At 66.5% G+C, this 23,985-nt stretch carries 20 protein-coding genes; 15 read left to right on the forward strand and 5 right to left on the reverse strand.

All coding sequences use genetic code 11. The features are described 5' to 3' along the window. Positions 1-152: 152 nt before the first annotated feature. Positions 153-1,190 carry a tRNA (adenosine(37)-N6)-threonylcarbamoyltransferase complex transferase subunit TsaD gene (gene tsaD, locus RSO68_RS12325; RefSeq protein ID WP_315586781.1) on the reverse strand — a complete coding sequence of 346 codons (1,038 nt, stop codon included), beginning with the start codon at positions 1,188-1,190 and terminating at the stop codon, positions 153-155. A 268-nt stretch (positions 1,191-1,458) separates the two neighbouring features. On the opposite strand from tsaD, the gene rpsU reads away from it, so the two are divergent. The 3 genes from rpsU (at position 1,459) to rpoD (ending at position 5,677) form a co-directional block, all read left to right on the forward strand. Further along, positions 1,459-1,674 (forward strand): 30S ribosomal protein S21, encoded by a 216-nt coding sequence (rpsU, locus tag RSO68_RS12330; protein ID WP_013333229.1) that lies wholly within the window; start codon positions 1,459-1,461, stop codon positions 1,672-1,674. A gap of 119 nt (positions 1,675-1,793) precedes the next feature. Continuing rightward, entirely contained in the window at positions 1,794-3,611 is a 1,818-nt protein-coding gene (gene dnaG / locus RSO68_RS12335) for a DNA primase (protein ID WP_315586782.1), read from the forward strand. Between the two features lie 221 nt (positions 3,612-3,832). Further along, the gene (gene rpoD, locus RSO68_RS12340; protein ID WP_089851905.1) at positions 3,833-5,677 is read left to right on the forward strand and encodes an RNA polymerase sigma factor RpoD; all 1,845 of its coding nucleotides are present in this window, start codon (positions 3,833-3,835) and stop codon (positions 5,675-5,677) included. A gap of 156 nt (positions 5,678-5,833) precedes the next feature. Here rpoD and RSO68_RS12345 read toward each other — a convergent pair whose 3' ends face one another. Further along, positions 5,834-6,487 (reverse strand): hypothetical protein, encoded by a 654-nt coding sequence (locus RSO68_RS12345; RefSeq protein ID WP_315586783.1) that lies wholly within the window; start codon positions 6,485-6,487, stop codon positions 5,834-5,836. Between the two features lie 97 nt (positions 6,488-6,584). Then, entirely contained in the window at positions 6,585-7,511 is a 927-nt protein-coding gene (locus RSO68_RS12350) for a LysR substrate-binding domain-containing protein (RefSeq protein ID WP_089851901.1), read from the reverse strand. A 209-nt stretch (positions 7,512-7,720) separates the two neighbouring features. Between RSO68_RS12350 and RSO68_RS12355 the strand changes: the two genes are divergently transcribed. The 6 genes from RSO68_RS12355 to RSO68_RS12380 all read left to right on the forward strand — a co-directional run bounded on the left by RSO68_RS12355 (position 7,721) and on the right by RSO68_RS12380 (position 14,269). Beyond that, complete coding sequence (locus RSO68_RS12355; protein ID WP_089851899.1) at positions 7,721-9,100, forward strand: L-serine ammonia-lyase; 1,380 nt, start codon at positions 7,721-7,723, stop codon at positions 9,098-9,100. Positions 9,101-9,462: 362 nt separating this feature from the next. Further along, entirely contained in the window at positions 9,463-10,239 is a 777-nt protein-coding gene (locus RSO68_RS12360; protein WP_315586784.1) for an ABC transporter ATP-binding protein, read from the forward strand. Next, positions 10,236-10,982, forward strand: coding sequence for an ABC transporter ATP-binding protein (locus tag RSO68_RS12365; RefSeq protein ID WP_315586785.1), 747 nt, complete (start codon positions 10,236-10,238; stop codon positions 10,980-10,982). The genes RSO68_RS12360 and RSO68_RS12365 overlap by 4 nt, the downstream gene beginning before the upstream one ends. 133 nt (positions 10,983-11,115) lie before the next feature. Then, positions 11,116-12,336 (forward strand): ABC transporter substrate-binding protein, encoded by a 1,221-nt coding sequence (locus tag RSO68_RS12370; protein WP_315586786.1) that lies wholly within the window; start codon positions 11,116-11,118, stop codon positions 12,334-12,336. Positions 12,337-12,393: 57 nt separating this feature from the next. After that, a complete protein-coding gene (locus RSO68_RS12375; protein WP_315586787.1) occupies positions 12,394-13,281 on the forward strand; it encodes a branched-chain amino acid ABC transporter permease in 888 nt (295 codons plus the stop codon). A gap of 4 nt (positions 13,282-13,285) precedes the next feature. Further along, positions 13,286-14,269: a branched-chain amino acid ABC transporter permease gene (locus RSO68_RS12380; RefSeq protein ID WP_315586788.1), complete on the forward strand. Its 984-nt coding sequence runs from the start codon at positions 13,286-13,288 to the stop codon at positions 14,267-14,269. A gap of 121 nt (positions 14,270-14,390) precedes the next feature. Here RSO68_RS12380 and RSO68_RS12385 read toward each other — a convergent pair whose 3' ends face one another. Then, a complete protein-coding gene (locus tag RSO68_RS12385) occupies positions 14,391-15,281 on the reverse strand; it encodes a LysR family transcriptional regulator (protein ID WP_089851301.1) in 891 nt (296 codons plus the stop codon). Positions 15,282-15,408: 127 nt separating this feature from the next. Between RSO68_RS12385 and RSO68_RS12390 the strand changes: the two genes are divergently transcribed. The 3 genes from RSO68_RS12390 to mtgA all read left to right on the forward strand — a co-directional run bounded on the left by RSO68_RS12390 (position 15,409) and on the right by mtgA (position 18,290). Next, positions 15,409-16,518, forward strand: a complete 1,110-nt coding sequence (locus RSO68_RS12390; RefSeq protein ID WP_315586789.1) for an S-(hydroxymethyl)glutathione dehydrogenase/class III alcohol dehydrogenase — start codon at positions 15,409-15,411, stop codon at positions 16,516-16,518. 98 nt (positions 16,519-16,616) lie between these two features. Continuing rightward, complete coding sequence (fghA, locus tag RSO68_RS12395) at positions 16,617-17,471, forward strand: S-formylglutathione hydrolase (protein ID WP_089851305.1); 855 nt, start codon at positions 16,617-16,619, stop codon at positions 17,469-17,471. A gap of 114 nt (positions 17,472-17,585) precedes the next feature. Beyond that, positions 17,586-18,290 carry a monofunctional biosynthetic peptidoglycan transglycosylase gene (gene mtgA, locus RSO68_RS12400; protein ID WP_315586790.1) on the forward strand — a complete coding sequence of 235 codons (705 nt, stop codon included), beginning with the start codon at positions 17,586-17,588 and terminating at the stop codon, positions 18,288-18,290. A 31-nt stretch (positions 18,291-18,321) separates the two neighbouring features. Here mtgA and RSO68_RS12405 read toward each other — a convergent pair whose 3' ends face one another. After that, positions 18,322-19,239, reverse strand: coding sequence for a DMT family transporter (locus RSO68_RS12405; RefSeq protein ID WP_089851295.1), 918 nt, complete (start codon positions 19,237-19,239; stop codon positions 18,322-18,324). A 475-nt stretch (positions 19,240-19,714) separates the two neighbouring features. On the opposite strand from RSO68_RS12405, the gene dctP reads away from it, so the two are divergent. The 3 genes from dctP to RSO68_RS12420 all read left to right on the forward strand — a co-directional run bounded on the left by dctP (position 19,715) and on the right by RSO68_RS12420 (position 23,784). Next, entirely contained in the window at positions 19,715-20,878 is a 1,164-nt protein-coding gene (dctP, locus tag RSO68_RS12410; protein WP_089851293.1) for a TRAP transporter substrate-binding protein DctP, read from the forward strand. A 144-nt stretch (positions 20,879-21,022) separates the two neighbouring features. Continuing rightward, positions 21,023-23,221 (forward strand): TRAP transporter large permease subunit, encoded by a 2,199-nt coding sequence (locus RSO68_RS12415; protein WP_089851291.1) that lies wholly within the window; start codon positions 21,023-21,025, stop codon positions 23,219-23,221. 149 nt (positions 23,222-23,370) lie between these two features. Then, complete coding sequence (locus RSO68_RS12420) at positions 23,371-23,784, forward strand: DUF4168 domain-containing protein (RefSeq protein WP_089851289.1); 414 nt, start codon at positions 23,371-23,373, stop codon at positions 23,782-23,784. The last annotated feature ends 201 nt before the right edge of the window (positions 23,785-23,985 follow it).

The following is a 23,985-nucleotide window of genomic DNA, read 5'->3' on the forward strand; positions in this document are numbered from 1 at the left end:
AGCGCGATCATCGCGGGGTTCATGCCGTGGCGGGCGCTTCCAGGCCGTCCATCGGCCAGCGCGGCACCGCCTTCATGATGCCGGTCTCGTCATGCTCGCCGGCCAGCAGGCGCTGGGCGCTGCGACCATAAAGAGCGCGATCATCGCGGGGTTCATGCCGTGGCGGGCGCTTCCAGGCCGTCCATCGGCCAGCGCGGCACCGCCTTCATGAGGCCGGTCTCGTCATGCTCGCCGGCCAGCAGGCGTTGGGCCCCCACATAAGCGATCATCGCCCCGTTGTCGGTGCAGAAGCGTCCGCGCGGGTAGTAGGCCCGGGCGTCGCGCTTGGCACATTCGCGCTCCAGGCGCTCGCGCAGCCGTACGTTGGCGCTCACGCCGCCGGCGACCACCAGGCGCTTGAGACCCGTCTGGTCGAGGGCGCGGCGGCACTTGATCACCAGGGTGTCGACCACCGCCTCCTCGAAGGCGCGAGCCACGTCGGCGCGGGTCTGGTCGTCGAGCTCGCCGGCGCGCTCCAGCTGGCGGATGGCGGTCAGGGTGTGGGTCTTGAGCCCCGAGAAGCTGAAGTCCAGCCCCGGGCGGTCGGTCATGGGGCGCGGGAAGCGCAGCCGCCCGGGGTCGCCCTGCTCGGCCAGGCGCGCCACCTGGGGTCCGCCGGGGTAGGCGAGCCCGAGCATCTTGGCCGCCTTGTCGAAGGCCTCGCCCGCCGCGTCGTCCACCGACTCGCCAAGCAGGCGGTAGCGCCCCAGCCCCTGCACCTCGACCAGCTGGGTGTGCCCGCCGGAGACCAGCAGCGCCACGAAGGGGAAGCCGGGCGGCTCGTCCTCCAGCATGGGCGCCAGCAGGTGGCCCTCCATGTGATGGACGCCGAGCACCGGGATGTCCAGCGCCCGGGCCATCCCGTGGGCGGTGCTGGCGCCGACCATCAGCGCGCCGACCAGGCCGGGGCCGGCGGTGTAGGCGATGGCGTCGAGCTCGCCGCGGGACAGGCCTGCGTGGTTCAGTACCTGCTCGATCAGCGGCAGCAGCCGACGCGTGTGGTCGCGGGAGGCGAGCTCCGGTACCACGCCGCCATATTCGGCGTGCATGGCGATCTGGCTGTAGAGGGCGTCGGCGACGAGGCCGCGCCCGGTGTCGAAGAGGGCGACGCCGGTCTCGTCGCAGGAGGTCTCGATGCCCAGTACGCGCATGATATCGGCTCGGTAATGCGTGGATGGCGGCATTCTACGCATTTTGCCCCCGGTCGGCAGCAGGGAAACGATTTGCACGAGCTCGGTTGGACGACTAGAATACTGTCCGCTGTAAGACTGGGTCGTGCACCCAGGGGCCATCTTCCCGCGTATTCACGCATCGTTCCGGTTCGCCTGGCGATTCCGGGGCGTGTTTCGTGGTGGTGACGGACTCCGACGGGTGTGCGTACAAACCGAACTCAAGTTACCCAAGGTAGGTGAGTGCTTAATGCCTTCTGTCAAAGTACGTGATAACGAGCCGTTTGACGTCGCGCTGCGTCGCTTCAAGCGTTCCTGTGAAAAGGCCGGTGTCCTCTCGGAAGTGCGTCGTCGCGAGCAGTACGAGAAGCCGACCGCAGAGCGCAAGCGTAAGGCGGCGGCTGCCGTCAAGCGCCATGCCAAGAAGCTTCAGCGTGAGCGCAAGCGTTTCGAACGGCTCTATTGATCCGTACTGGAGTCGGTGAGGGCATCCGGCCCATGCCGTCTCAAGAGGGACGCCAAGCGGCCGCCTAACGGTGGCCGCTTGTTTTTGTCGCCTCTTCCCGCTTCCCGCAGGTTTCCCGCATGTCCGGTCAGATCCCCCAGCGTTTCATCGATGATCTCCTGGCCCGCGTCGACGTGGTCGAGGTGGTCGGCGAGCGCGTGAAGCTCAAGAAGGCCGGTCGCAACCACTCCGGGCTCTGTCCCTTCCACCAGGAGAAGTCGCCGTCGTTCACCGTCAGCGCCGACAAGCAGTTCTATCACTGCTTCGGCTGCGGCGCCCACGGTAATGCCCTGCGCTTCCTGATGGAGTACGACAAGCTGCGCTTTCCCGAGGCCGTGGAACAGCTGGCCGGTCGGCTCGGCATGGAGGTGCCCCGCGAGGGCGCCGACGATCCGCGGGCCCAGGCGCGCGAGCGCAAGCGCAAGGAGGGGGTCAACCTGCTGGAGCTGTCGGCCAGCTTCTTTCGTGAGCGGCTGAAGATGCCGGAGGGCGAGAACGCGCGCCGCTACCTGGCCGATCGCGGGCTGTCGCCGGAGGTTCAGCAGACATTCGGCATCGGTTGCGCGCCGGCCGGCTGGGAGGCGCTCAAGCGCCACCTGGGCGAGCGCGGCATCGCCGACTCAGTGCAGATCGAGTACGGCCTGCTGGTGCATCACGAGGACAGCGGGCGCACCTACGACCGCTTCCGCGATCGGGTGATGTTCCCGATCCGCGATATCCGCGGGCGCACCATTGCCTTCGGCGGTCGCGTGCTGGGTGATGCCAAGCCCAAGTACTTGAACTCCCCAGAGACGCCGGTGTTCCACAAGGGGCGCGAGCTCTACGGCCTCTATGAGGCGCGCCAGGCCAATTCGCGGCTCGAGCGGGTGGTGATCGTCGAGGGCTACATGGACGTGGTGGCGCTGGCCCAGTTCGGCATCCGCAACGCCGTGGCCACACTCGGCACCTCGACCAGCGAGGAGCACCTGAGCCGGCTGTTCCGCATGGTCGGCGAGGTGGTGTTCTGCTTCGACGGCGATCGCGCCGGCCGCCAGGCCGCGACCAGGGCGCTGGAGACGGTACTGCCGCAGATGATCGACGGTCGCCAGGCGCGCTTCATGTTCCTCCCCGAGGGCGAGGATCCGGACACCCTGGTGCGCCGGGAGGGGGCGGAGGCCTTCGAGGATCGCATCACCTGCGCCAGCCCGCTGTCGGAGTTCCTCTTCGATCACGCGGCCGAGGGGCGCGACCTGGCGACGATCGAGGCGCGCGAGCGCTTCGCCAGCCAGGTGCTCGCGGCCATCGGCAAGCTGCCCGAGGGCGTGCTGAAGTCGCTGCTGCTGGGCGAACTTTCGCGGCGCACCGGCGTCGACCAGTCGCGCTTCGAGGCGCTGGTGGCGCCCGCCGAGGCGCCGCCGAGCGAGCCGCCTCTGGCGCCGGAGGCCGAGTGGCGCCCGGAGGACGAAGGGCACGAGGCGCGCTCAGGCACGGGCAGCCAGACCCTGAGCCTGATGGGGCGCGTTCTGCAGCTGCTGGTGCACGAGCCGCGGCTGGTGGAGCGGCTGCCCGAAGATGACGACTGGTGCGACCAGGCGGACCCGGAGGCGCGGCTCTGTCGCGAGGTGGTGCGGTTGTTGCGGGCGGGCGGATATCGCAGCGCCCAGGTGCTGTTGGCCCACTTTCACGGCACGCCCGAAGGGGAGCGGCTGGCCGCGCTGGCGCGTCGCGAGCCCCTGGTCCCCCGAGGCGTGCGAGGGGTCGAGTTGGACAATTGGGTGGCCTATTTCCAGCGCCACCGTCAGCAGCAGTCGCCCCTGGAGGAATATGAGGTCTTGCTGTCGCGAATGCAGGCAGGGGAGAAGCTGTCGAAAGAGGACGGCCAGCGGCTGAACGCGCTGTTGATGGAGCTAAAGAGCTAAGCGCTCGTCGTGGCGGGGGTTGAATTTTCTGCCGCCATCACCACATACGAGGGAGCTGCCTTTGGAAGGCGCAACCTCACAACCTAACACACCTGAATGACCGCGCAAATACACCGAACTGGCAGGAAGGCGGCCTTACCCGCTATACTGTCCGGCTTATCGAGTTTTCACCGCCTCAGTACTTCAGGTGCTTCATTCTTCTTCGTCGAGATAGGGTTTCTATGGCTGGAAATGCGCAGCAGCAGTCACGTCTGAAGGAGTTGATCGCGCGCGGCAAGGAACAGGGCTTCCTGACCTATGCCGAGGTCAACGACCACCTTCCCGAGGATATCGCCGACCCGGATCAGGTGGAAGATATCATCGGCATGATCAACGACATGGGCATCAGCGTCGTCGAGGAAGCCCCCGATGAAGATACCCTGATGATGTCGGATCACTCCACCGACGAGTCGGCCGCCGAAGAGGCTGTCGCCGCGCTCGCCGCAGTGGAGAGCGACGTGGGTCGCACCACGGATCCCGTGCGCATGTACATGCGCGAGATGGGTACCGTCGAGCTCCTGACCCGCGAGGGCGAGATCGAGATCGCCAAGCGGATCGAGGAAGGTACCCGCGAGGTGATGTCGGCGCTGGCCTACCTGCCCGGCGCGGTCGACTCCATCCTCGATGCCTATGACGCCACTCAGGACGAGGAGGCGCCGGGTCGTCTCTCCGATCTGTTCTCCGGCTTCATCGACCCCGACGAGGGGATTCCCGGCGTCGCGGAAGCGGAAGTGCCCGAGGAGGAGCCCCGCGACGAGTCCGAAGGCGATGCCGAGGACGACGACGATGCCGAGGCGGAGGAAGAGAGCGTCGGCGGCCCCGATCCCGAGGAGGCCCGTGCCCGCTTCGAGCAGATTCGCGAGCAGAACGCCGCGGCCCAGGCGGCCATCGAGGCCCACGGTCGCAGCGCGAAGCCCGCCCAGGAAGAGCTCGCTCGCCTGGCGCAGCTGTTCTCGCCGATCAAGCTGGTGCCCAAGCACTTCGAGCGCCTGGTCGGCCAGGTGCGCATCAGCGTCGAGCAGGTGCGCGCCCAGGAAAAGGCCATCATGCAGCTCTGCGTGAAGAAGGCCAAGGTGCCGCGCAAGACCTTCATCAAGGCCTTCCCGGGTAGCGAATCGCGTCCCGAGTGGCTCGACGAGTTCGGCGCCGCCAACCCGAAGTATGCGGCGCGCCTGGAGCCGCTGCGTGCCGACATCCAGCGTTCCCAGCGCAAGATCGCCTTCGAGGAAGAGATGATCCAGCTGGCGGTGACCGAGATCAAGGAGGTCAATCGTCGGCTCTCCATCGGCGAGGCCAAGGCGCGCCGGGCCAAGAAGGAGATGGTCGAGGCCAACCTGCGCCTGGTGATCTCGATCGCCAAGAAGTACACCAACCGCGGCCTGCAGTTCCTGGACCTGATCCAGGAGGGCAACATCGGCCTGATGAAGGCCGTCGACAAGTTCGAATACCGTCGCGGCTACAAGTTCTCGACCTATGCCACCTGGTGGATCCGTCAGGCGATCACCCGCTCGATCGCCGATCAGGCCCGCACCATCCGTATTCCGGTGCACATGATCGAGACCATCAACAAACTCAACCGCGTGTCGCGGCAGATGCTGCAGGAGATGGGCCGCGAGCCGACCCCCGAGGAGCTCGGCGAGCGTCTCGAGATGCCCGAGGACAAGGTCCGCAAGGTGCTCAAGATCGCCAAGGAGCCGATCTCCATGGAGACGCCCATCGGCGACGATGACGACTCTCATCTGGGCGACTTCATCGAGGATGGCACCATCCTGCTGCCCATCGACTCGGCGACCGGCGAGGGGCTGATCGAAGCCACCCGCAACGTGCTCGGCGGCCTTACCGCCCGCGAGGCCAAGGTGTTGCGGATGCGTTTCGGCATCGATATGAACACCGACCACACCCTTGAGGAGGTCGGCAAGCAGTTCGACGTCACCCGCGAGCGGATCCGCCAGATCGAGGCCAAGGCGCTGCGCAAGCTGCGTCACCCGTCGCGTTCGGAGCCGCTGCGCTCCTTCCTCGACGAGTAGTCACAGGACCTCGCTCACGACGACGCCCGCAGCCACTGGCTGCGGGCGTCGTCGTTTATGGGGCAGGGATATGACGAGTGGCATCCAGTAGAGGCAAGGGAAGGCGTCCCGGAAGGCGGCGCCGTGCAGAGCCGGGGCGCCGGCCCCGGGCGCGCCTCAGTCGGTCTTGAGGTGGCGCCAGCGGCGCACCAGCAGCACCAGCTCGAGCATGGCGAAGAACAGCAGGGTGTAGCCGAACAGCTCGGTGACCTCCTCGGCGGCGTCCTTGAAGGTGCGCAGGTAGGCGTCGCCGAGGATCGCCTGCCACATCTCGCTGCGCCCGAAGAGCCGCGAGTAGACGTAGGTGGTCAGGAAGCCCGCGGCGAACAGACCGAACGAGAAGCTGTTGGCGTAGCGCGCGAACTCGCGGGCGAAGGCATGGCGGCTGCGGATCACCACGTAGAGGGTGGGTAGCACCAGCAGCGCGACCAGCGCCTGCCAGGCGCCATCGAACACCCAGGCATCCAGCCAGGCATCCTGCTCGCGAATCAGCGAGGCCAGCGGCAGGGCCAGCAGCAGCAGGGAGACGTGCGTCAGCCGCGGGCTCGTCAGGCGCACATAGAGCGCCAGGCCGGCGCTGGCGGCGAGCAGCAGCGACTGGGCGGGCTCGACGAAGCCGCGCTCGGAGAATCGCTGGCCCTCTAGCCCCAGTGCCTCGAGCATCACGCCTTGCATCAGCAGGCCGATCAGGACGATATACAGCAGGGCGCGCAGGCTTGTGGCGCGAAAGTCGATGGGCGTGGGCGCTTCGGGGGGGAGGTGGTGTGGCATGGGCGTCTCGGGGTAAATCACATTCATTGGTGAATGTTTATGATACTCGGCTCGTCTGCGCCTGCCTATTGATTCCGAAGTGTCGATGCCGCCTTTATCAGGATCCGTCCGGCGCCCGCCGGGCCTCCTCGACGATCCAGTCGTGCACCGCGGCGATCCGGCGGTCGTCCAGCGCCCCCGGCGCATGGACGATGCCGTAGTGCATGCCGGTCGGTACGCGCTGGGCGAAGGGCGCGATCAACTCGCCGCTGCCGAGCTCTCCCCGAATCAGGGTCTGGCGGGCGATGGCGACGCCCATGCCGGCGATGGCCGCGGCCATGGTCAGGTGGTGGCGGTTGAAGGTATAGCCCCGGCGCAGGTTGAGGGGCGGCGCCGCGATGGCCTCGAGGTAGCGCTCCCACTCGGCGTGCTCGTGGCTGCCCCGCCAGGCCGTGACGTCGTGCAGCAGCGGGTACCAGGCCAGGTCGGCGGGATGACGCAGCGGCGGACGGCCCCGCAGCAGAGCGGGGGCGCAGACCGGGAAGATCCGCTCCTCCATCAGCGGCGTGATGGCAAGCCCCGGAATGTGGCCGTCGTTGAGGTCCAGGGCCAGGTCGAAGTCGCCGTCGCGCAGCGAGACGCTGCTGTCTTCGGCGGTGACGTGCAGCTCTATATCGGGAAAGCGCGCCTGCAGCCGGGGCAGCCGCGGCATCAGCCACTTGTGCAGGAAGGAGGGCACCGAGCGCAGCCGGATCACCCCGCTCATCACGCCGCTGCGCAGCCGCCGTACCTCCAGCCCCACCGCCTGATAGGCCTCGTCGACCACCGCCGCCAGGCGCCGTCCCTCCTCGGTCAGCTCCAGTCGACGCGGCCGGCGGCGAAACAGCTTGAACCCCAGCCGCTGCTCGAGCTGCTTGATCTGCTGGCTGACGGCGCCAGTGGTGACGTGCAGCTCTTCGGCCGCCCGGGTGAAGGAGAGGTGGCGAGCGCTGACGGCGAAGACCTTCAGCCCGGCATGGGTCTGGGCGTTGAGATGCGGGTTCATGGTTTAGTCATTCTATACCGTGGGCCAGATATTCTCGATTGTCGGGGCGTTGATTCGCCGCCATGATGGGGCCAACTATCGGCAGGCGTCGAGTGGCTTTAGTTTAACTGTCTGGTGTGCGATCAGGCGGCCGCTGGCCCGGGAGGTCGGGGCGCCGACCGCCGGAACGCCGGAACGCCGGGCCGCCGGCTCAGACACGAGGCATCATCATGGCAATCAGCATCTTCGACCTGTTCAAGATCGGCATCGGGCCCTCCAGCTCGCATACCGTCGGCCCCATGCAGGCCGCCTACGACTTCGTGCAGGCGTTGAAGCGCCAGGAGCTTACCGAGCGCGTGGCGCGCATCGAGGTGCACCTGCACGGCTCGCTCTCCGCCACCGGCAAGGGGCACGGCACCGACCGCGCCATCATCATGGGGCTGATGGGCGAGCGTCCCCAGCACATCGATCCGGCGATCGTCTCACCGTGCATCGAGGAGCTGCTCGAGTCCCAGGCCCTGATGCTCGACGGCCGCCTGGCGATTCCCTTCCGCTGGAGCCGGGACCTCGAGTGGCACGACGAGAGTCTGCCCTACCACCCCAACGCCATGACCCTGGTGGCCCACGGTCACGCCGAGGAGCTCTACCGCAACGTCTTCTACTCGGTGGGCGGCGGCTTCGTGATCGACGAGGCGCAGGCCGCCAGCGGCGAGCTGGATACCGACACCACGGCACTGCCGTATGACTTCAACAGCGCCGCCGAGCTGTTGGCGCTGTGCCGGATGCACGGCCTGCGCATCAGCGAGCTGATGATGGAGAACGAGAAGGCTTGGCGCAGCGAGGCCGAGATCCGTGCCGAGCTGTGGCGCATCTGGGAGGCCATGCAGGCCTGCGTACAGCAGGGCTTCGAGGGCCAGGGCGTGCTGCCCGGCGGGCTCAACGTCCGGCGCCGTGCCGCTGCCCTGCATCGCCGCCTGGAGGAGATGGAAAGCAACACCAACCTGATCTCCACCACCTTCTCGGCGATGGACTGGGTCAACGTCTTCGCCCTGGCGGTCAACGAGGAGAACGCCGCCGGCGGGCGCATGGTCACCGCGCCGACCAACGGCGCGGCGGGCATCATCCCGGCGGTGCTGCACTACTACATGAAGTTCCAGGACGGCGCCGACGAGCGCTGCGTGGTCGATTTCCTGATGACCGCCGCCGCGGTGGGCATCCTGTGCAAGAAGAACGCCTCCATCTCCGGCGCCGAGGTGGGCTGCCAGGGCGAGGTCGGCTCGGCCTGCGCCATGGCCGCAGCGGGGCTGACCGAGGTGCTGGGCGGCACCCCGGGCCAGGTGGAGAACGCCGCCGAGATCGGCCTGGAGCACAACCTCGGCCTCACCTGCGATCCCGTTGGCGGGCTGGTGCAGGTGCCCTGCATCGAGCGCAACGCCATCGCCTCGGTCAAGGCCATCAACGCCGCCCAGATGGCGCTGCGCGGCGACGGTGAGCACTTCATCTCGCTGGACAAGGCGATCCGCACCATGCGCGACACCGGCGCCGACATGCAGGAGAAGTACAAGGAGACCTCCAAGGGCGGTCTCGCGGTCAACGCCATCGAGTGCTGATGGCGGCCCGATCCGCGACGCTGCCGTGAGCGGAGCGGCTCGCGGGTCGCCGAGCAGAACAGGCGCGATGCCCCGATGGGGCATCGCGCTTTTTTTGGGCGCGCATGATTGTCCCACATAGTTTGCAAGCTATTGATAGCCTCGGGGTCTACACCATTGGTCGAGTTCCGGCGTTCTCCTGTTGCTCCGTCGCCCCGGCTCCTCTAGCTTACGTTAACGTAAAGTGTAGAGTGTTCTCCGGGGTCGCGTGATGGTGCATCACGGGCCCTCGATGCCGGCACCGCCACAACAACGACAACGGCCGACAACAACGACAACAGCATCCACGGCGGATCGCGACAGCGATCCAGAGAGGACCCACCATGACCCAGGAGTTCATACTGGAAACTCGCGGGTTGACCAAGGAGTTTCGCGGCTTCACCGCCGTGGACGACGTCAATCTGCGGGTCCGGGAGGGGCACATCCACGCCCTGATCGGCCCCAACGGGGCCGGCAAGACCACCGTCTTCAACCTGCTCACCAAGTTCCTGCCGCCCACCCGCGGCGAGATCCTCTATCGCGGCAAGCCGATCACCAACATGCGGGCCAACGAGATCGCCCGGCTCGGCCTGGTGCGCTCCTTTCAGATATCGGCGGTATTCGCCCACATGACCGCCATGGAGAACGTGCGCGTGGCGCTGCAGCGCCGCCTCGGCACCTCCTTTCACTTCTGGAAGTCCGAGAAGAGCCTCGAGCACCTGAACGAGCGCGCCATCGAGCTGCTCGATGAGGTCGGCCTCAAGGAGTATGCCGACGTGCTCACCGTGGAGATGCCCTACGGGCGCAAGCGGGCACTCGAGGTGGCGACCACCCTGGCGCTGGATCCCACGGTGATGCTGCTCGACGAGCCGACCCAGGGTATGGGCGCCGAGGACGTCGATCGCATCGTCGAGCTGATCCGGCGGGTCGCCAAGGGCCGCACCGTGCTGATGGTGGAGCATAACCTCAGCGTGGTCAGCCGCCTGTGCGATCGCATCACGGTGCTGGCTCGCGGCAGCGTGCTGGCCGAAGGCGATTACCAGAGCGTCTCCCGCGACCCGCGGGTCCGCGAGGCCTACATGGGCAGCGATGCCGATACACAAGAGGAGGCCAGCGCATGAGCCAGGCAGCACAGACGCTCGGCGAGACCCAGGATCGGGATGGCGCCGAGATGCTGCGCATCAGCGATCTGCATGCCTTCTACGGCGAGTCGCACATTCTGCACGGCGTCGACATTGACGTGAGGCGCGGCGAGTTGGTGACCCTTCTTGGGCGCAACGGCGCCGGGCGCAGCACCACCCTCAAGGCGATCATGAACATGGTCGGCCGGCGCACCGGCTCCATCGTCATCAACGGCAACGAGACCCTGGCCATGAAGCCGCACCGCATCCCGCGGCTCGGGGTGGGCTACTGCCCGGAGGAGCGCGGCATCTTCGCCAGCCTCGACGTCGAGGAGAACCTGCTGCTGCCGCCCACGGTGCGCAGTGGCGGCATGGATCTCGATGAGATCTACACCATGTTCCCCAACCTCTACGAGCGACGCCGCAGCCAGGGCACCCGGCTCTCCGGTGGCGAGCAGCAGATGCTGGCCATGGCGCGCATCCTGCGCACCGGCGCCCGGCTGCTGCTGCTCGACGAGATCACCGAGGGGCTGGCGCCGGTCATCGTCCAGGCGCTGGGCGAGGTGCTGATCAAGCTCAAGGAGCGTGGCATGACCATCGTGCTGGTGGAGCAGAACTTCCGCTTCGCCGCGCCCCTGGCCGACCGCCACTTCGTGATGGAGCACGGCCGCATCATCGAGGAGATCAGCGCCGCCGAGCTGCCCGCCCGGCGCGAGCACCTCAACACCCTGTTGGGGGTCTGACGGCGCGCCGTTCGACGCTCGATCCCTGCACCGCAAGCACTCGTATCGACAAGCACTCGTATTGACAAGCAGTGGTATCTACAAGCATCCGCATCGACAACAACAACGGCCCCACCGGGCCACGGAGATGATCATGACCTTCAATCGGAAGACGCTCGCCACCAGCATCGCCCTCGCCGCCACCACCCTGGCCGCCGGCTCCGCCCAGGCCCAGATGAGCGACGACGCCGTGCGTATCGGCTACCTCGCCGACATGTCCGGCACCTATCGCGACCTGGCCGGCCCCGGCGGTCTCGAGGCGCTGAAGATGGCCGTCGAGGACATCGGCGGCGAGGTCAACGGCGTGCCCATCGAGGTCTTCAGCGCCGATGACCGCAACAGCGCCGACGTGGGCGCCAACACCGTGCGTGGCTGGGTCGATCAGGAGAACGTCGATCTGGTCGCCGGCATGGTGGCCTCCTCGGTCTCTATCGCCGTGAGCAAGGTGCTGGAGGAGGCGGGTAGCCTGGCCATTATCTCCGGCTCCGCGGCCTCGAGCATCACCAACGAGCACTGCACGCCGAACCACCTCCACTGGGTCTACGACACCTACCCGCTGGCCAACGGCACCGCCAAGGCCGTCGTCGATCAGGGCGGCGATACCTGGTTCATGCTCACCGCCGACTACGCCTTCGGCCATGCCCTGGAGGCCGATGTCAGCGAGGTGGTGGAGGCAAACGGCGGCGAGATCGTCGGCGGCGTGCGCCACCCCTTCCCGACCAGCGACTTCTCCTCCTATATCCTGCAGGCCCAGGGCTCGGGCGCCGATATCGTCGGCCTGGCCAACGCCGGCTCCGATACCGTCAACGCCATCAAGACCGCCAGCCAGTTCGGGCTGACCCAGACCGGCCAGCAGCTCGCCGGCCTGCTGATCTTCCTCAACGACGTCCACGCCATGGGCCTCGAGGCGACCCAGGGTCTGCTGCTCACCACCGGCTGGTACTGGGACATGGACGAGGCGTCCCGCGAGTGGTCCGAGCGCTACTTCGAGCGCGTGGGCCGGATGCCGACCATGGTTCAGGCCGGCGTCTACTCCAGCACCATGCACTACCTGAACGCCGTGGAAGCCGCCGGCACCGACGAGAGCCAGGCGGTCCGCGCCCAGATGGCCGAGACGCCCGTCGAGGACTTCTTCGCCCGCAACGGTCGCATCCGCGAGGACGGCCGCATGGTCCACGACATGTATCTCGCCGAGGTGAAGTCGCCGGAAGAGTCCACCGGCGAATGGGACCTCTACGAGATCAAGAGCACCATCCCCGCCGAGGAGGCTTACCGCCCGCTCGCCGAGAGCCAGTGCAAGCTGGTGCAGAACTGAGCGAGTCGAGGCAGGGCGGCGGCCGCGGCCGCCGCCCTCTGACGGGAGGAGCGTGACATGACGATGATATTCGGGGTGCCGTTGGCGGTGTTCATGGGCCAGCTGATGCTGGGCCTGATCAACGGTGCCTTCTATGCCCTGCTGAGCCTGGGGCTGGCGGTGATCTTCGGGCTGTTGAAGATCATCAACTTCGCCCACGGGGCCCAGTACATGCTGGGCGCCTTCGCGGCGATGCTTGCCCTGGAGTACCTGGGCATCAACTACTGGGCCGCGCTGCTGCTGGTCCCGCTGGTGGTGGGAACCTTCGGGGCGGTGCTCGAGCGGCTGATCCTCAGGCGCATCGCCCACCTCGACCATCTCTACGGGCTGCTGCTCACCTACGGCCTGGCGCTGATCTTCGAGGGCACCCTGATCAACATCTTCGGGGTCTCGGGGTCGAGCTATCCCACCCCCGAGGCGCTGCAGGGCGGCCTGAACCTCGGCTTCATGTTCCTGCCGACCTACCGCGCCTGGGTGCTGGTGGCGGCGCTGGTGGTCTGCGGCGGCACCTGGTTCATCATCGAGCGCACGCGCCTCGGGGCCTACCTGCGCGCCGGCACCGAGAACCCCGCGCTGATGCAGGCCTTCGGCGTGAACGTGCCGCAGCTGATCACCCTGACCTACGGCTTCGGCGTGGCGCTGGCCGCCTTCGCCGGGGTGCTGGCCGCGCCCCTCTATCCGGTCTCGCCGACCATGGGTTCGAGCCTGTTGATCGTGGTCTTCGCGGTGGTGGTGATCGGCGGCATGGGGTCGATCCTCGGCGCCATCCTCACCGGCCTCGCCATGGGCCTCATCGAGGGCCTCACCAAGGTCTACTACCCCGAGGCGGCCAACACCGTGATCTTCCTGGTGATGATCCTGGTGCTGCTGCTGCGCCCCTCGGGTCTCTTCGGCAAGGAGGCATGACGCCATGGCAACGACCCACTCTCTGACCCCCGCCATGCAGCGCCAGCGCAGCGCGCGGATGCGGCGCAACATGCTCTACCTGGTGCTGCTGGGGCTGGCGCTGCTGGCCCCGCTCGCCATCTACCCGGTGTTCCTGATGAAGGTGCTGTGCTTCGCGCTCTTCGCCTGCGCCTTCAACCTGCTGCTGGGCTTTGCCGGGCTGCTCTCCTTCGGTCATGCGGCCTTCCTGGCCACCGGCGGCTACTTCACCGGGATCATGCTCTCGAGCTACCCGGGCCTGACGCCGGAGGCCGGCATCCTGATCGGCACCCTGGCGGCGGTGGTGCTGGGCACCTTCTTCGGGGTGCTGTCGATCCGCCGCCAGGGCATCTACTTCGCCATGGTGACCCTGGCGCTGGCGCAGATGGTGTACTTCTTCTTCATCCAGGCGCCCTTTACCGGAGGCGAGGACGGCCTCCACGGCGTGCCGCGTGGGGAGCTGTTCGGGCTGATCAGCCTCTCCGACAACTTGCCGATGTACTACTTCGTGCTGACGATCTTCGTGATTGGCTTCGCGATCATCCAGCGCACCGTGCACTCGCCGTTCGGCCAGGTGCTCAAGGCGATCCGCGAGAACGAGCCCCGGGCGGTGTCGCTCGGTTACAACGTGGATGCCTACAAGCTGGTGGCCTTCGTCATCTCCGCGGGCCTCGCGGGCCTCGCCGGTTCCACCAAGACGGTGGTGTTCCAGCTTGCCTCGCTGACCGATGCCCACTGGCACATGTCTGGCGAGGTGATCCTGATGACCCTGCTGGGCGGCGTCGGCACGCTGTTCGGCCCCGTGGTCGGGGCCGGCCTGGTGGTCAGCCTGCAGACGCAGTTGGCGCAGTCGCCGATCGGCAACTGGGTCAGCGTGATCCTCGGTGCGATCTTCGTGATCTGCGTGCTGAGCTTTCGCAGCGGCATCGTCGGCGAGATCCAGAAGATGGTGCGCAAGAACTTCAAGTAGTGTGATCGACATGCCGATCGCGGGCGCCCTTCGGGGCGCCCTTTTTTTGGGCGTGTTTTGGGCGTGCTGTCTTCGTCTTGGCCGGTCTTTCGCCCCCGGCGCCCGTCGTCATTCGCCTCGCTCAGCCCCGCCTCGGCAGCCGCTCGGGGATGTGTTCGACCAGAAAGTCGATGAACTGGCGGATCTTCGGGGAGCGGTGGCGGTGGCGCGGGGTGACCGCCCAGACGGCGCTGTCGTCGTGCCGATAGGCGTCGAGCACGCTGATCAGTTCGCCGCTCGCCAGGTGGGGCTCCACGTAGTAGTCCGGCAGCTGGGCGAGCCCCAGGCCCTTGAGCGCGGCATCCAGCAGCGCCGGTCCCGAGTTGCTCTCCCATGATCCCGCGATGCGCACCTCGCGGCGCACCCCCTCCACGGCGAAGCGCCAGTGGTCGCGCGACCCCACCAGGCAGCGGTGATGGGCGAGCTCGGAGAGGGCGTGGGGCTGGGGGCGATGAGTGAAGTAGGCCGGCGAACCGACCACGTACTCGCGCCGCTCGCAGAGCCGCCGGGCGAGCAGCGAGGAGTCCTCGAGCGCGCCCATGCGGATGGCGATGTCGAAGCCCTCGTCAATGATGTCCACCTGGCGATTGGTCAGGTGCAGGCGCACCTCCAGCTGGGGGTGCAGGACCATGAAGTCGTTGACCAGCGGGGCCAGGTAGCGCTCGCCGAAGGTAGTGGCGCAGGTCAAGCTCAGCAGGCCGACCGGCCTCGCCTGGAGGTCCTTGATGGCGGCCTCGGCCTCGCGGAAGCCGTCGAACAGGTGGTGGCAGTGCTGGTAGTAGAGGGTGCCGGCCTCGGTGAGGCGGATCCGTCGCGTGGTGCGATAGAGCAGGGCGGTGCCGAGCTGGTTCTCGAGCTGGCTGACCAGCCGGCTGACGTGAGAGCTCGAGACCTTCAAGCGCTCGGCCGCGGCCTTGAAGGCGCCCAGGCGCACTACCTCGACGAAGGCCTCGACCCGATCCCAGCGCTGCATGATGCCTCCTGTCGACGCGATTGTTGCTGTATGACAATAATGTTCTGCGTTTGATGCAGTTTATCCCAGCGGTGCGGATTGCCTAGACTGTTACCCGATGCATTACACACCGAACGAGGAAGATGCCATGAAGTCTCGCGCTGCGGTCGCCCTGGAAGCCGGCAAGCCCCTGGAACTGGTCGAGATCGACGTCGAGGGCCCGAAGGCCGGCGAGGTGCTGGTCAAGATGGCCGCCACCAGCGTCTGTCACACCGATGCCTTTACGCTCTCCGGCGCCGACCCGGAAGGCAACTTCCCGGCGGTGCTGGGCCACGAGGGCGCCGGCATCGTGCAGGAGGTGGGCGAGGGCGTGACTAGCGTGCGCCCCGGCGACCACGTCATCCCGCTCTATACCGCCGAGTGCGGCCAGTGCAAGTTCTGCCTCTCCGGCAAGACCAACCTGTGCAGCTCGGTGCGCGCCACCCAAGGCAAGGGCGTGATGCCCGACGGCACCTCGCGCTTCTCGCTGGATGGCAAGCCGCTGCACCACTACATGGGCTGCTCGACCTTCAGCGAGTACACCGTGCTGCCCGAGGTGTCGCTGGCGGTGGTCTCCAAGGAGGCGCCGCTGGACAAGATCTGCCTGCTCGGCTGCGGCGTGACCACCGGCATCGGCGCGGTGATGAACACCGCCAAGGTCGAGCCGGGCGCCACGGTGGCCGTCTTCGGCCTCGGCGCCATCGGCCTGGCGGTGATCCAGGGCGCGCAGATGGCCAAAGCCAGCCGCATCATCGCCATCGACGTCAATCCGGAGAAGTTCCAGCTGGCCGCGCAGTTCGGCGCCACCGAGTTCGTCAATCCCAAGGAGCATGACGCCAGCATCCAGGAGGTGATCGTCGACATGACCGACGGTGGCGTCGACTACTCCTTCGAGTGCATCGGCAACGTCAACGTCATGCGCCAGGCGCTGGAGTGCTGCCACAAGGGCTGGGGCGAGTCGGTGATCATCGGCGTGGCCGGGGCCGGCGAGGAGATCTCCACGCGGCCGTTCCAGCTGGTCACCGGTCGGGTCTGGAAGGGCTCCGCCTTCGGCGGCGTCAAGGGACGCACCGAGCTGCCGGGCTACGTGGATCGCTACATGAAGGGCGAGATCAACATTGACGACTTCATTACCCACGACATGCCGTTCGAGAAGATCAATGAGGCCTTCGAGCTGCTGCATCGTGGCGAGAGCATTCGCACGGTCCTCCACTATTAACAATGCGCCTGGGGCCGCGCCGTTGATACGCGCCCGGTGCCGGGTGATACCCCATGGATTGGTGGCCGGGTCGCCCGGCCGACGAGGAGAGTGACTTCATGACCATGACCGAACATCTCGAGCTGGTCTCGGCCAACAAGAGCTACGGTGGCTGGCACAAGCGCTATCGCCACCGCTCCCGGGCGCTGGACTGCGAGATGACCTTCGCCATCTACCTGCCGCCCCAGGCGGAGACCGAGCGCGTGCCGCTGATGTGGTGGCTGTCCGGGCTGACCTGCACCGACGAGAATTTCATGCAGAAGGCCGGCGCACATCGGATCGCGGCCGAGCTTGGCATCGCCATCGTCTGCCCGGACACCAGCCCCCGCGGCACCAACCTGCCGGGCGAAGACGACAGCTACGACTTCGGCAGCGGCGCGGGCTTCTACGTCAACGCCACCCGCGAGCCCTGGAAGAAGCACTACCGCATGTATGACTACGTGGCCGAGGAGCTGCCCTCGGTGGTGCGCCAGCACTTCCCGGTCAACGGCCGCGAATCGATCAGCGGTCACTCCATGGGCGGGCACGGCGCGCTGATCCTGGCGCTGCGGCGTCCCGGGCACTACCGGGCGGTCTCGGCCTTCTCCCCCGTCGTCAATCCCAGCGAGTGCCCCTGGGGGCAGAAGGCCTTCTCCGGCTACCTGGGCGAGGATCGCGGGCTCTGGACCCAGTACGATGCCTGCGAACTGGTGGCCCGCGGGGCTTCGAGCCAGCCGCTGTTCATCGATCAGGGCGAGGCCGACGACTTCCTCGAGGAGCAGCTCTGCCCCGAGCGCCTCGAGGCGGTGTGTGCCGAGCACGACCACCCGCTGACCCTGCGCCGCCAGCCCGGCTACGACCACAGCTATTTCTTCATAGCGACTTTCATCGAGGAGCACCTGCGCTACCACGCGGAGCGCCTGAAGAAGCGCTGAACGGCTGAACGCTCGCCCCGTATGACAGCTGCCTCCCTTCGGGGAGGCAGCGTCGTTATACTGCCGAGCATTCATGACGAGGCGAAAAAAGCCGATGACCGAGCGAGGCGGACGATGAGACGGGAGTGGCAGCGATGGGCGTGGCGAGTGCTCTGGCGCACCGCGCTCGGCTTCGTGGTGGCCTCGGTGGTGCTGGTACTGGTGCTGCGCGTGGTGCCGGTGTTCGGCTCCATGGTGATGGTGGAGCGTAAGGTTCAGTCGTGGACCTCGGGGGCGTCCCTCGATATTCGCCACCAGTGGCGCCCCTGGGAGCGTCTCGCCGATCAGGCCAAGCTGGCGGTGATCGCCGCCGAGGATCAGCGCTTCCCCGAGCATCACGGCTTTGACTTCCAGCAGATGCGCCGCGCCTGGGAGGCCAGTCGCAACGGCGGCCGCCTGCGCGGGGCCAGCACCATCAGCCAGCAGACCGCCAAGAACCTCTTCCTGTGGACCGGGCGCAGCTGGGTGCGCAAGGGACTGGAGGCCTGGTTCACGCTGCTGATCGAGGCCCTCTGGCCCAAGCAGCGCATCCTCGAGGTCTACCTCAACATCGTCGAGTGGGACAGCGGAGTGTTCGGCCTCGAGGCCGCCGCTCGCCACTACTTCGGCGTCTCCGCCGACCAGCTGAGCGCGGTCCAGGCCAGCCGCCTGGCGGCCATCCTGCCCGACCCCCGCGGCCGCGATGCGGCGCGTCCCGGCCCGCTCGTCGAACGGCGCAGCGTCTGGATCCGCCAGCAGATGAACAACCTCGGCGGCACCGGATACCTCGAGCGGCTATGAGCCCTCACCAGCGGCCCTCTCCAGCGGCCCTCTACGGCCGCCTGGCGCCTGCGGCCCGTCCCCTCACCACCAGCACCACCCCGGCGATGGCGATGGCCATGCCGAGAAGCGACAGCGGCGGCAGGCGCTCGTCGAACAGCCACCACGCCTCCAGGGCGGTTACCGGCGGGACCAGGTAGAACAGGCTCGCCACCCGCGAGGCCTCGCCGCGTCGGATCAGCGCCATCAACAGCAGGATGGCGCTGATCGACAGCACCAGCACCAGCCAGCCCAGTGTCAGCATGAAGGTCGGGCTCCACTCGATCTCGCGCGTTTCGAACACCAGCGCGCCAAGCCCCACCAGCGCGCTGGTGGCCAGATACTGCACCACGGTGCCGGAGAGCAGCGGCATGCCGGTGCAGAAACGCTTCTGGTAGAGCGTGCCCAGCGAGATGCCCGCCAGCGCCACCAGCACACTGGCCAGGGCGCCGATGCCGAAGCCCTGGAACAGCGTCTCGCCCGGGTCGAGCTTGCCGCCCAGCACCAGGGCGATGCCGGCCAGGCCCAACACCAGCCCCAGCCACTGCGCCTTGCCCAGTCGCTCATTGAGCAGCGGGCCGGCCAGCGCCGCGGTCAGCAGCGGCTGGAGTCCCACCAGCAGAGCGGTCAGGCCCGCCGGCATGCCCTGATAGATGCCGTAGAAGACGCCCCCCAGGTAGGCGCCGTGGACCAGTAGCCCCGAAACCGCGATATGTCCCCACAGCCTCGGTCCCTGCGGCCAGTCGGCCCGCAGCAACAGGATCAGCGGCACCAGCAGCGCCAGGGTCAGCACGCAGCGCACGAACAGGAAGGTGAAGGGCTCGGCATGGGGCAGGCCGAACTTGGCGCCGATGAAGCCCGTGCTCCACAGCGCCACGAAGAGAAAGGGCATGGCAGCCAGCGCTGCCTGGCGGTGACGTTCCGATGTCATGAAAGACCGTCCAACGATGGGATGAAAGAGTTAGCCAGAAAAGCATCATCCCGGGCGAGGACGCCGGACGCCAACCGAGGGGCTCGTGCTTTGGTCGTAGACGTCGTGCCTCCGGGAAAGTGGTCAGACCAGAGTTTTGCCTGTGCGGACAGCTGATTGCCGCGTTTTCCTCGGTGGTCTGACCAGTGAAATCGGCCGGTTTGCGTTGAAACGTCGTATTGGCCGCGCCCGGCCTTTTGGCTAGCTTTCGGCAGGGAAGACGTTTCCATATCAGCGTCTTCTTCTCAAGAATCACGAACATGTTTCACGCTCAGGGTTCATGCTCAAGGGCTACGCTCTAGGTCCACCGGGACGGTGAGGCCGGCCTGTCGATCGATAGATCATCGGCATGCCTTCGAAGGCCCAGGGACGACAACAACAAGATCCGGCCAACGCTCGCTGCCGCGGGCGGGCCACCCAACCAGGAGTCCATGCCATGCAGGACGACAAGCAGCCGCCACGCACCTCCTCTATCGACAGCGCAAGCGTCAAGGACGCGTTCAAGACCCCCAGTCGCCGTCACTTCCTGAAGGCCGCCGCGGTCGGTTCGGCCGCCGCCGTCGCTGCCCCCTGGATCGGCAACGTCCAGGCTCAGGAAGGCATTCGAATTCGCATGCAGTCCTCCTGGCAGCCGGGTACCACGGGCTACAAGATTTTCGAGGAGTGGGCGGCCAGCGTCGCCGAGCTGACGGGCGGCGAAGTGTCCATCGAGCCCTTCCCTGCCGGCGCCGTGGCCGGCGCCTTCGAGGTTGCCGATGCGGTGCGTAACGGCGTCATCGATGGTCAGAACTGGTTCACCGTCTACTGGCCCGGCAAGATGCCGGCCGGTGTCTTCCTGACCGCCTACCCCATGGGACTCTCGGTGCCTCACCAGTGGGACATGATGTTTGGCGCCTACGGCGGCATGGGCATCGCCAAGGACCTCTACCGCAAGCAGGGCCAGGAACTGCTGGGCTACGTTCATCACGACATGAACTTGATTCACTCCAAGAAGCCGCTGCGCAGCTTTGACGACTTCCAGGGCGTCAAGCTACGGGTGCCGGGCGGGATCGTCGCCGAGACCTTCGCGTCCATTGGCGCGCAGACGACCCTGCTGCCGGGCTCCGAGGTCTATCCTGCCCTAGAGAAGGGCACCATCGACGCCGCTGACTACGTGGGGGCGGCGGTCAATTATGAGCTCGGGTTCTGGCAGGTCGCCGACTACATCATCATGGGGCCGCCCTCCACGCCCTGCCTGCACCAGGCCGTCGACCTCATGGATATCGCCGTCAACCGTCGCACCTTCGAGCGCATGTCCCCGCAGACCCAGGACCTCATGCACGACCTGGTGGCCGCCTACTCCCGCAAGCATTACGCGGCGATCCAGGAGGCCAACGCCGAGGCCTGGCCGAAGTATCGCGAGAAGGGTGTGGAGATCATCCACCTCAGCGAGGAGGACGGCGACCGCTTCCGTCAGGCAGCCATTCCCCTGTGGTTCAAGTGGGCGAACAAGGATCCGGATGCGGCACGGCTCTTCAAGGCGCACCTCGACACCATGTTGGATCCGGCGGTGGCGCTGATCACCGAGGAGGACATCAAGGGATACGAACTCAACGTCTGAAGCATCTGAACGACCAGACCGGGTGTTGTGGGCCATGGGCCACAGCACCCGGTTTGGGTAAGGCAACACGACTGATCGTGCATCCCGTCGACTTTAGGATCCGTCGCCATCGCCGGGCGGTGATGGTGCCACGGAGGAGTGTCCATGAATCTTGATATCGAGTTCGTTCTCCCGCACTGGCTCTACTGGTCGGTGCTGCTGCTATTGCCGCTGGTGGTGATGTTCTTCGTCGATCGCAGCTTCCGGCGTGGCGGCATCATCAGCGGCGGCGATACCGCCGAGGTTCCGGCCGGTCAGGAGGTCGAGGTGGCGTATCAGCCGCCCGGTAATCTGTTTACCGCTATCGTCGACCGCCTGTCGGGGTTTTCCGGCCGTTACGTGGCCTACTGGGCGTTGATCGCCCCCTTCATCTTTACTTACGAAGTGCTGGTTCGCTACGCCTTCAACTCGCCGACCAACTGGGCCCATGAGTCGATGACCCTGATGTTCGGCATGCAGTACCTGGTGGCGGGGGCCTATGCGCTGCGTGAAGGCGGTCACGTGCGTGTCGATATCCTCTACCAGCGCGCCAAGCCGCTCAACAGGGCGGCGCTGGACGTCGTCACCTCGATCTTCTTCTTCATTTTCACCATCGCGCTGCTGGTCACTGGTTGGAAGTTCTTCTCCCAGTCGGTCAGCGATGCGTTCTTCTTCGGCTCCAGCTACGCCAACGAGACCTCCTTCACCGAGTGGGCCATCCAGTTCTACCCGGTCAAGTTCATGCTCTTCTTCGGTGCCGTGCTGCTGCTGCTGCAGGGAATCGGGCAACTGTTACGGGACGCACAGTCCTTGCGCTATCACTGGCGCTTTCATGACGGCAGCCGCACCTTCGCCCGCGCGTTACTCGTCGTGGCCGGACTGCTGGCGGCCTGGGTGGTCTTCGAGATGGTCAACATCGGCGTGACCGACTACGACAGCCTGGCCGGCAGCCTCGAGAACAGCCTGGGTACGGTGGGCATCGGTGCCCTGACGGTGGTGATGTTCGGCTCGCTGATGGTGGTATTGGTAGCCGGCCTGCCGCTGGCCTTCGTCACCGGTGGTCTGGGGGTGACCTTTCTTTATCTGGTCGGCGATCAGAACATGCTCAACCTGATGCCGTCGCGCATCTTCCCGATGATGACCAACTATCAGCTCTCGGCCATCCCGCTGTTCATCTTCATGGCCTCGGTGCTGGAGAAAGCGGGGATCATCGAGGAGCTGTTCGACGTCGTCTACAAGTGGATGGGCGGGCTCAAGGCGGGTCTGGCGATCGCCACCATCATTGCCTCGACCCTGCTGGCCGCCATGGTCGGCGTGATCGGGGCTGCGGTGGTGACCATGGGTCTGATCGCGCTGCCGGCGATGCTCAAGCGCCACTATGACCCGGAAATCGCCATCGGCTCGATCATGGCCGGTGGGACCCTGGGCATCCTGATTCCGCCATCGATCCTGGCGATCATCTACGGGGTCATCGCCCAGCAGTCGGTGGGTGAGCTCTATCTCGGCTCATTGATCCCCGGCTTGCTGCTGGCCTTCATGTACGGCTTCTACTGCTGGATGCGCGGTACGCTCAACATCAATCTGGCGCCACCAATGCCGGCCGAGGATCGGGTCGACATGAAGGAGAAGCTGCGACTGCTGCGCAAGATGCTGGCGCCGATCATCCTGGTGATCCTGGTGCTGGGCATCATCTTCACCGGTATCGCCACCCCGGTGGAAGCCGCCGGCATCGGCACCTTCGGTGCTCTGGTGGTGGCTGCCATGCACAAGCGTCTGACCTGGCCCAACCTGCATGCCGCCTGCATGAGTACCCTCGTGGCCTCGGCCATGGTGATGTGGATCATCTTCGGCGCCAGCATCTTCGTCGGCTTCTACATCCTGCAGGGCGGCCAGACCTTCGTGCAGGAGCTCATCTCCGGCGCGGGCCTCGGTCCCTATGCGGTGCTGCTGCTGATGATGGTGCTGCTGGTGGCCCTGGGGATGTTCCTCGACTGGGTGGGTATCCTGCTGCTGGCGGTGCCGATCTTCGTGCCACTGATCGAGGGGCTCACTTTCGACGGCGTGTTCGGCTTGCCCGGGGTCGACCCGGCGGACGTGTCGCTCTGGTTCGGCGTCATCTACCTGGTCAACATGCAGATGTCCTTCCTGAGTCCGCCGTTCGGCTACGCGCTGTTCTACATCAAGGGGGTGTGCCCGCCGCACATCACCATGGGGCAGATCTTCCGGTCGTCCTTCCCGTTCCTGGGCATCCAGGCGCTGGGGCTCCTGCTGGTCATCCTCTTCCCGGCGCTGGTCACCTGGCTGCCCAACCTGGCCTACGGCTGATCGTGTCGACCCGAGGGGTCGACGGCTGCCACAATATGCGGCGCTCCCCCGAGGAGCGCCGCTTTTCAAACCGTTACACGACAAACCTGAACCCTATGGGCGATCACTCGTCTCAGCGGGGGCACACATAAGTTCCTCAGGAGGTATTCATGCAACGGAAGACCGCACTGTTCTCGGCCGCACTGCTCTCTCTCGGCCTCGCCGCCGCCCAGGCACAGGCCCAGCAGGACACCACCGCGAACAGCGCCGACCAGTCGCAGGCCACGGCCCCGGCACAGGACTTCTCCGACGCCCAGCTCCAGCAGTTCGCCGATGCCTCCAAGGAGATCGCCGTGATCTCTCAGGAGTACACCAAGCAGCTGCAGTCGGCGGAAGGTGACGAGGCCCAGCAGGCCGTCCGCAAGGAAGCCAACGACGAGATGGTTCAGGCCGTTCAGGACAGCGGTCTCGAGGTGAATACCTTCAACGCCATCGGCCAGGCGATCCAACAGGATCCCGAGCTGATGCAGCGCGTGCAGGAAATGGCCAAGGCCGGCGGTGCCGGCGCCGACCAGGCCTCGTAACACGCGCCTTGCGATCGCGGCCGCTCCTCGGCCGCGATTGCGACGAGAGAGGGCCGCCCCGTGATGCACGGGGCGGCCCTCGTCGTGTCGCACCTTCACGAAGCCCCGACGTCGGCGTCCTGCTGCAGCGATCCCGTGATACCTCGTCTGCGAGCGAGGCCGGGCTCGCCAGGCGCGGCGGCTTTACAGCGCCGGCGAGCC

This window comes from Halomonas saccharevitans, assembly GCF_032333995.1.
Taxonomy (GTDB): Bacteria; Pseudomonadota; Gammaproteobacteria; order Pseudomonadales; family Halomonadaceae; genus Halomonas; species Halomonas saccharevitans.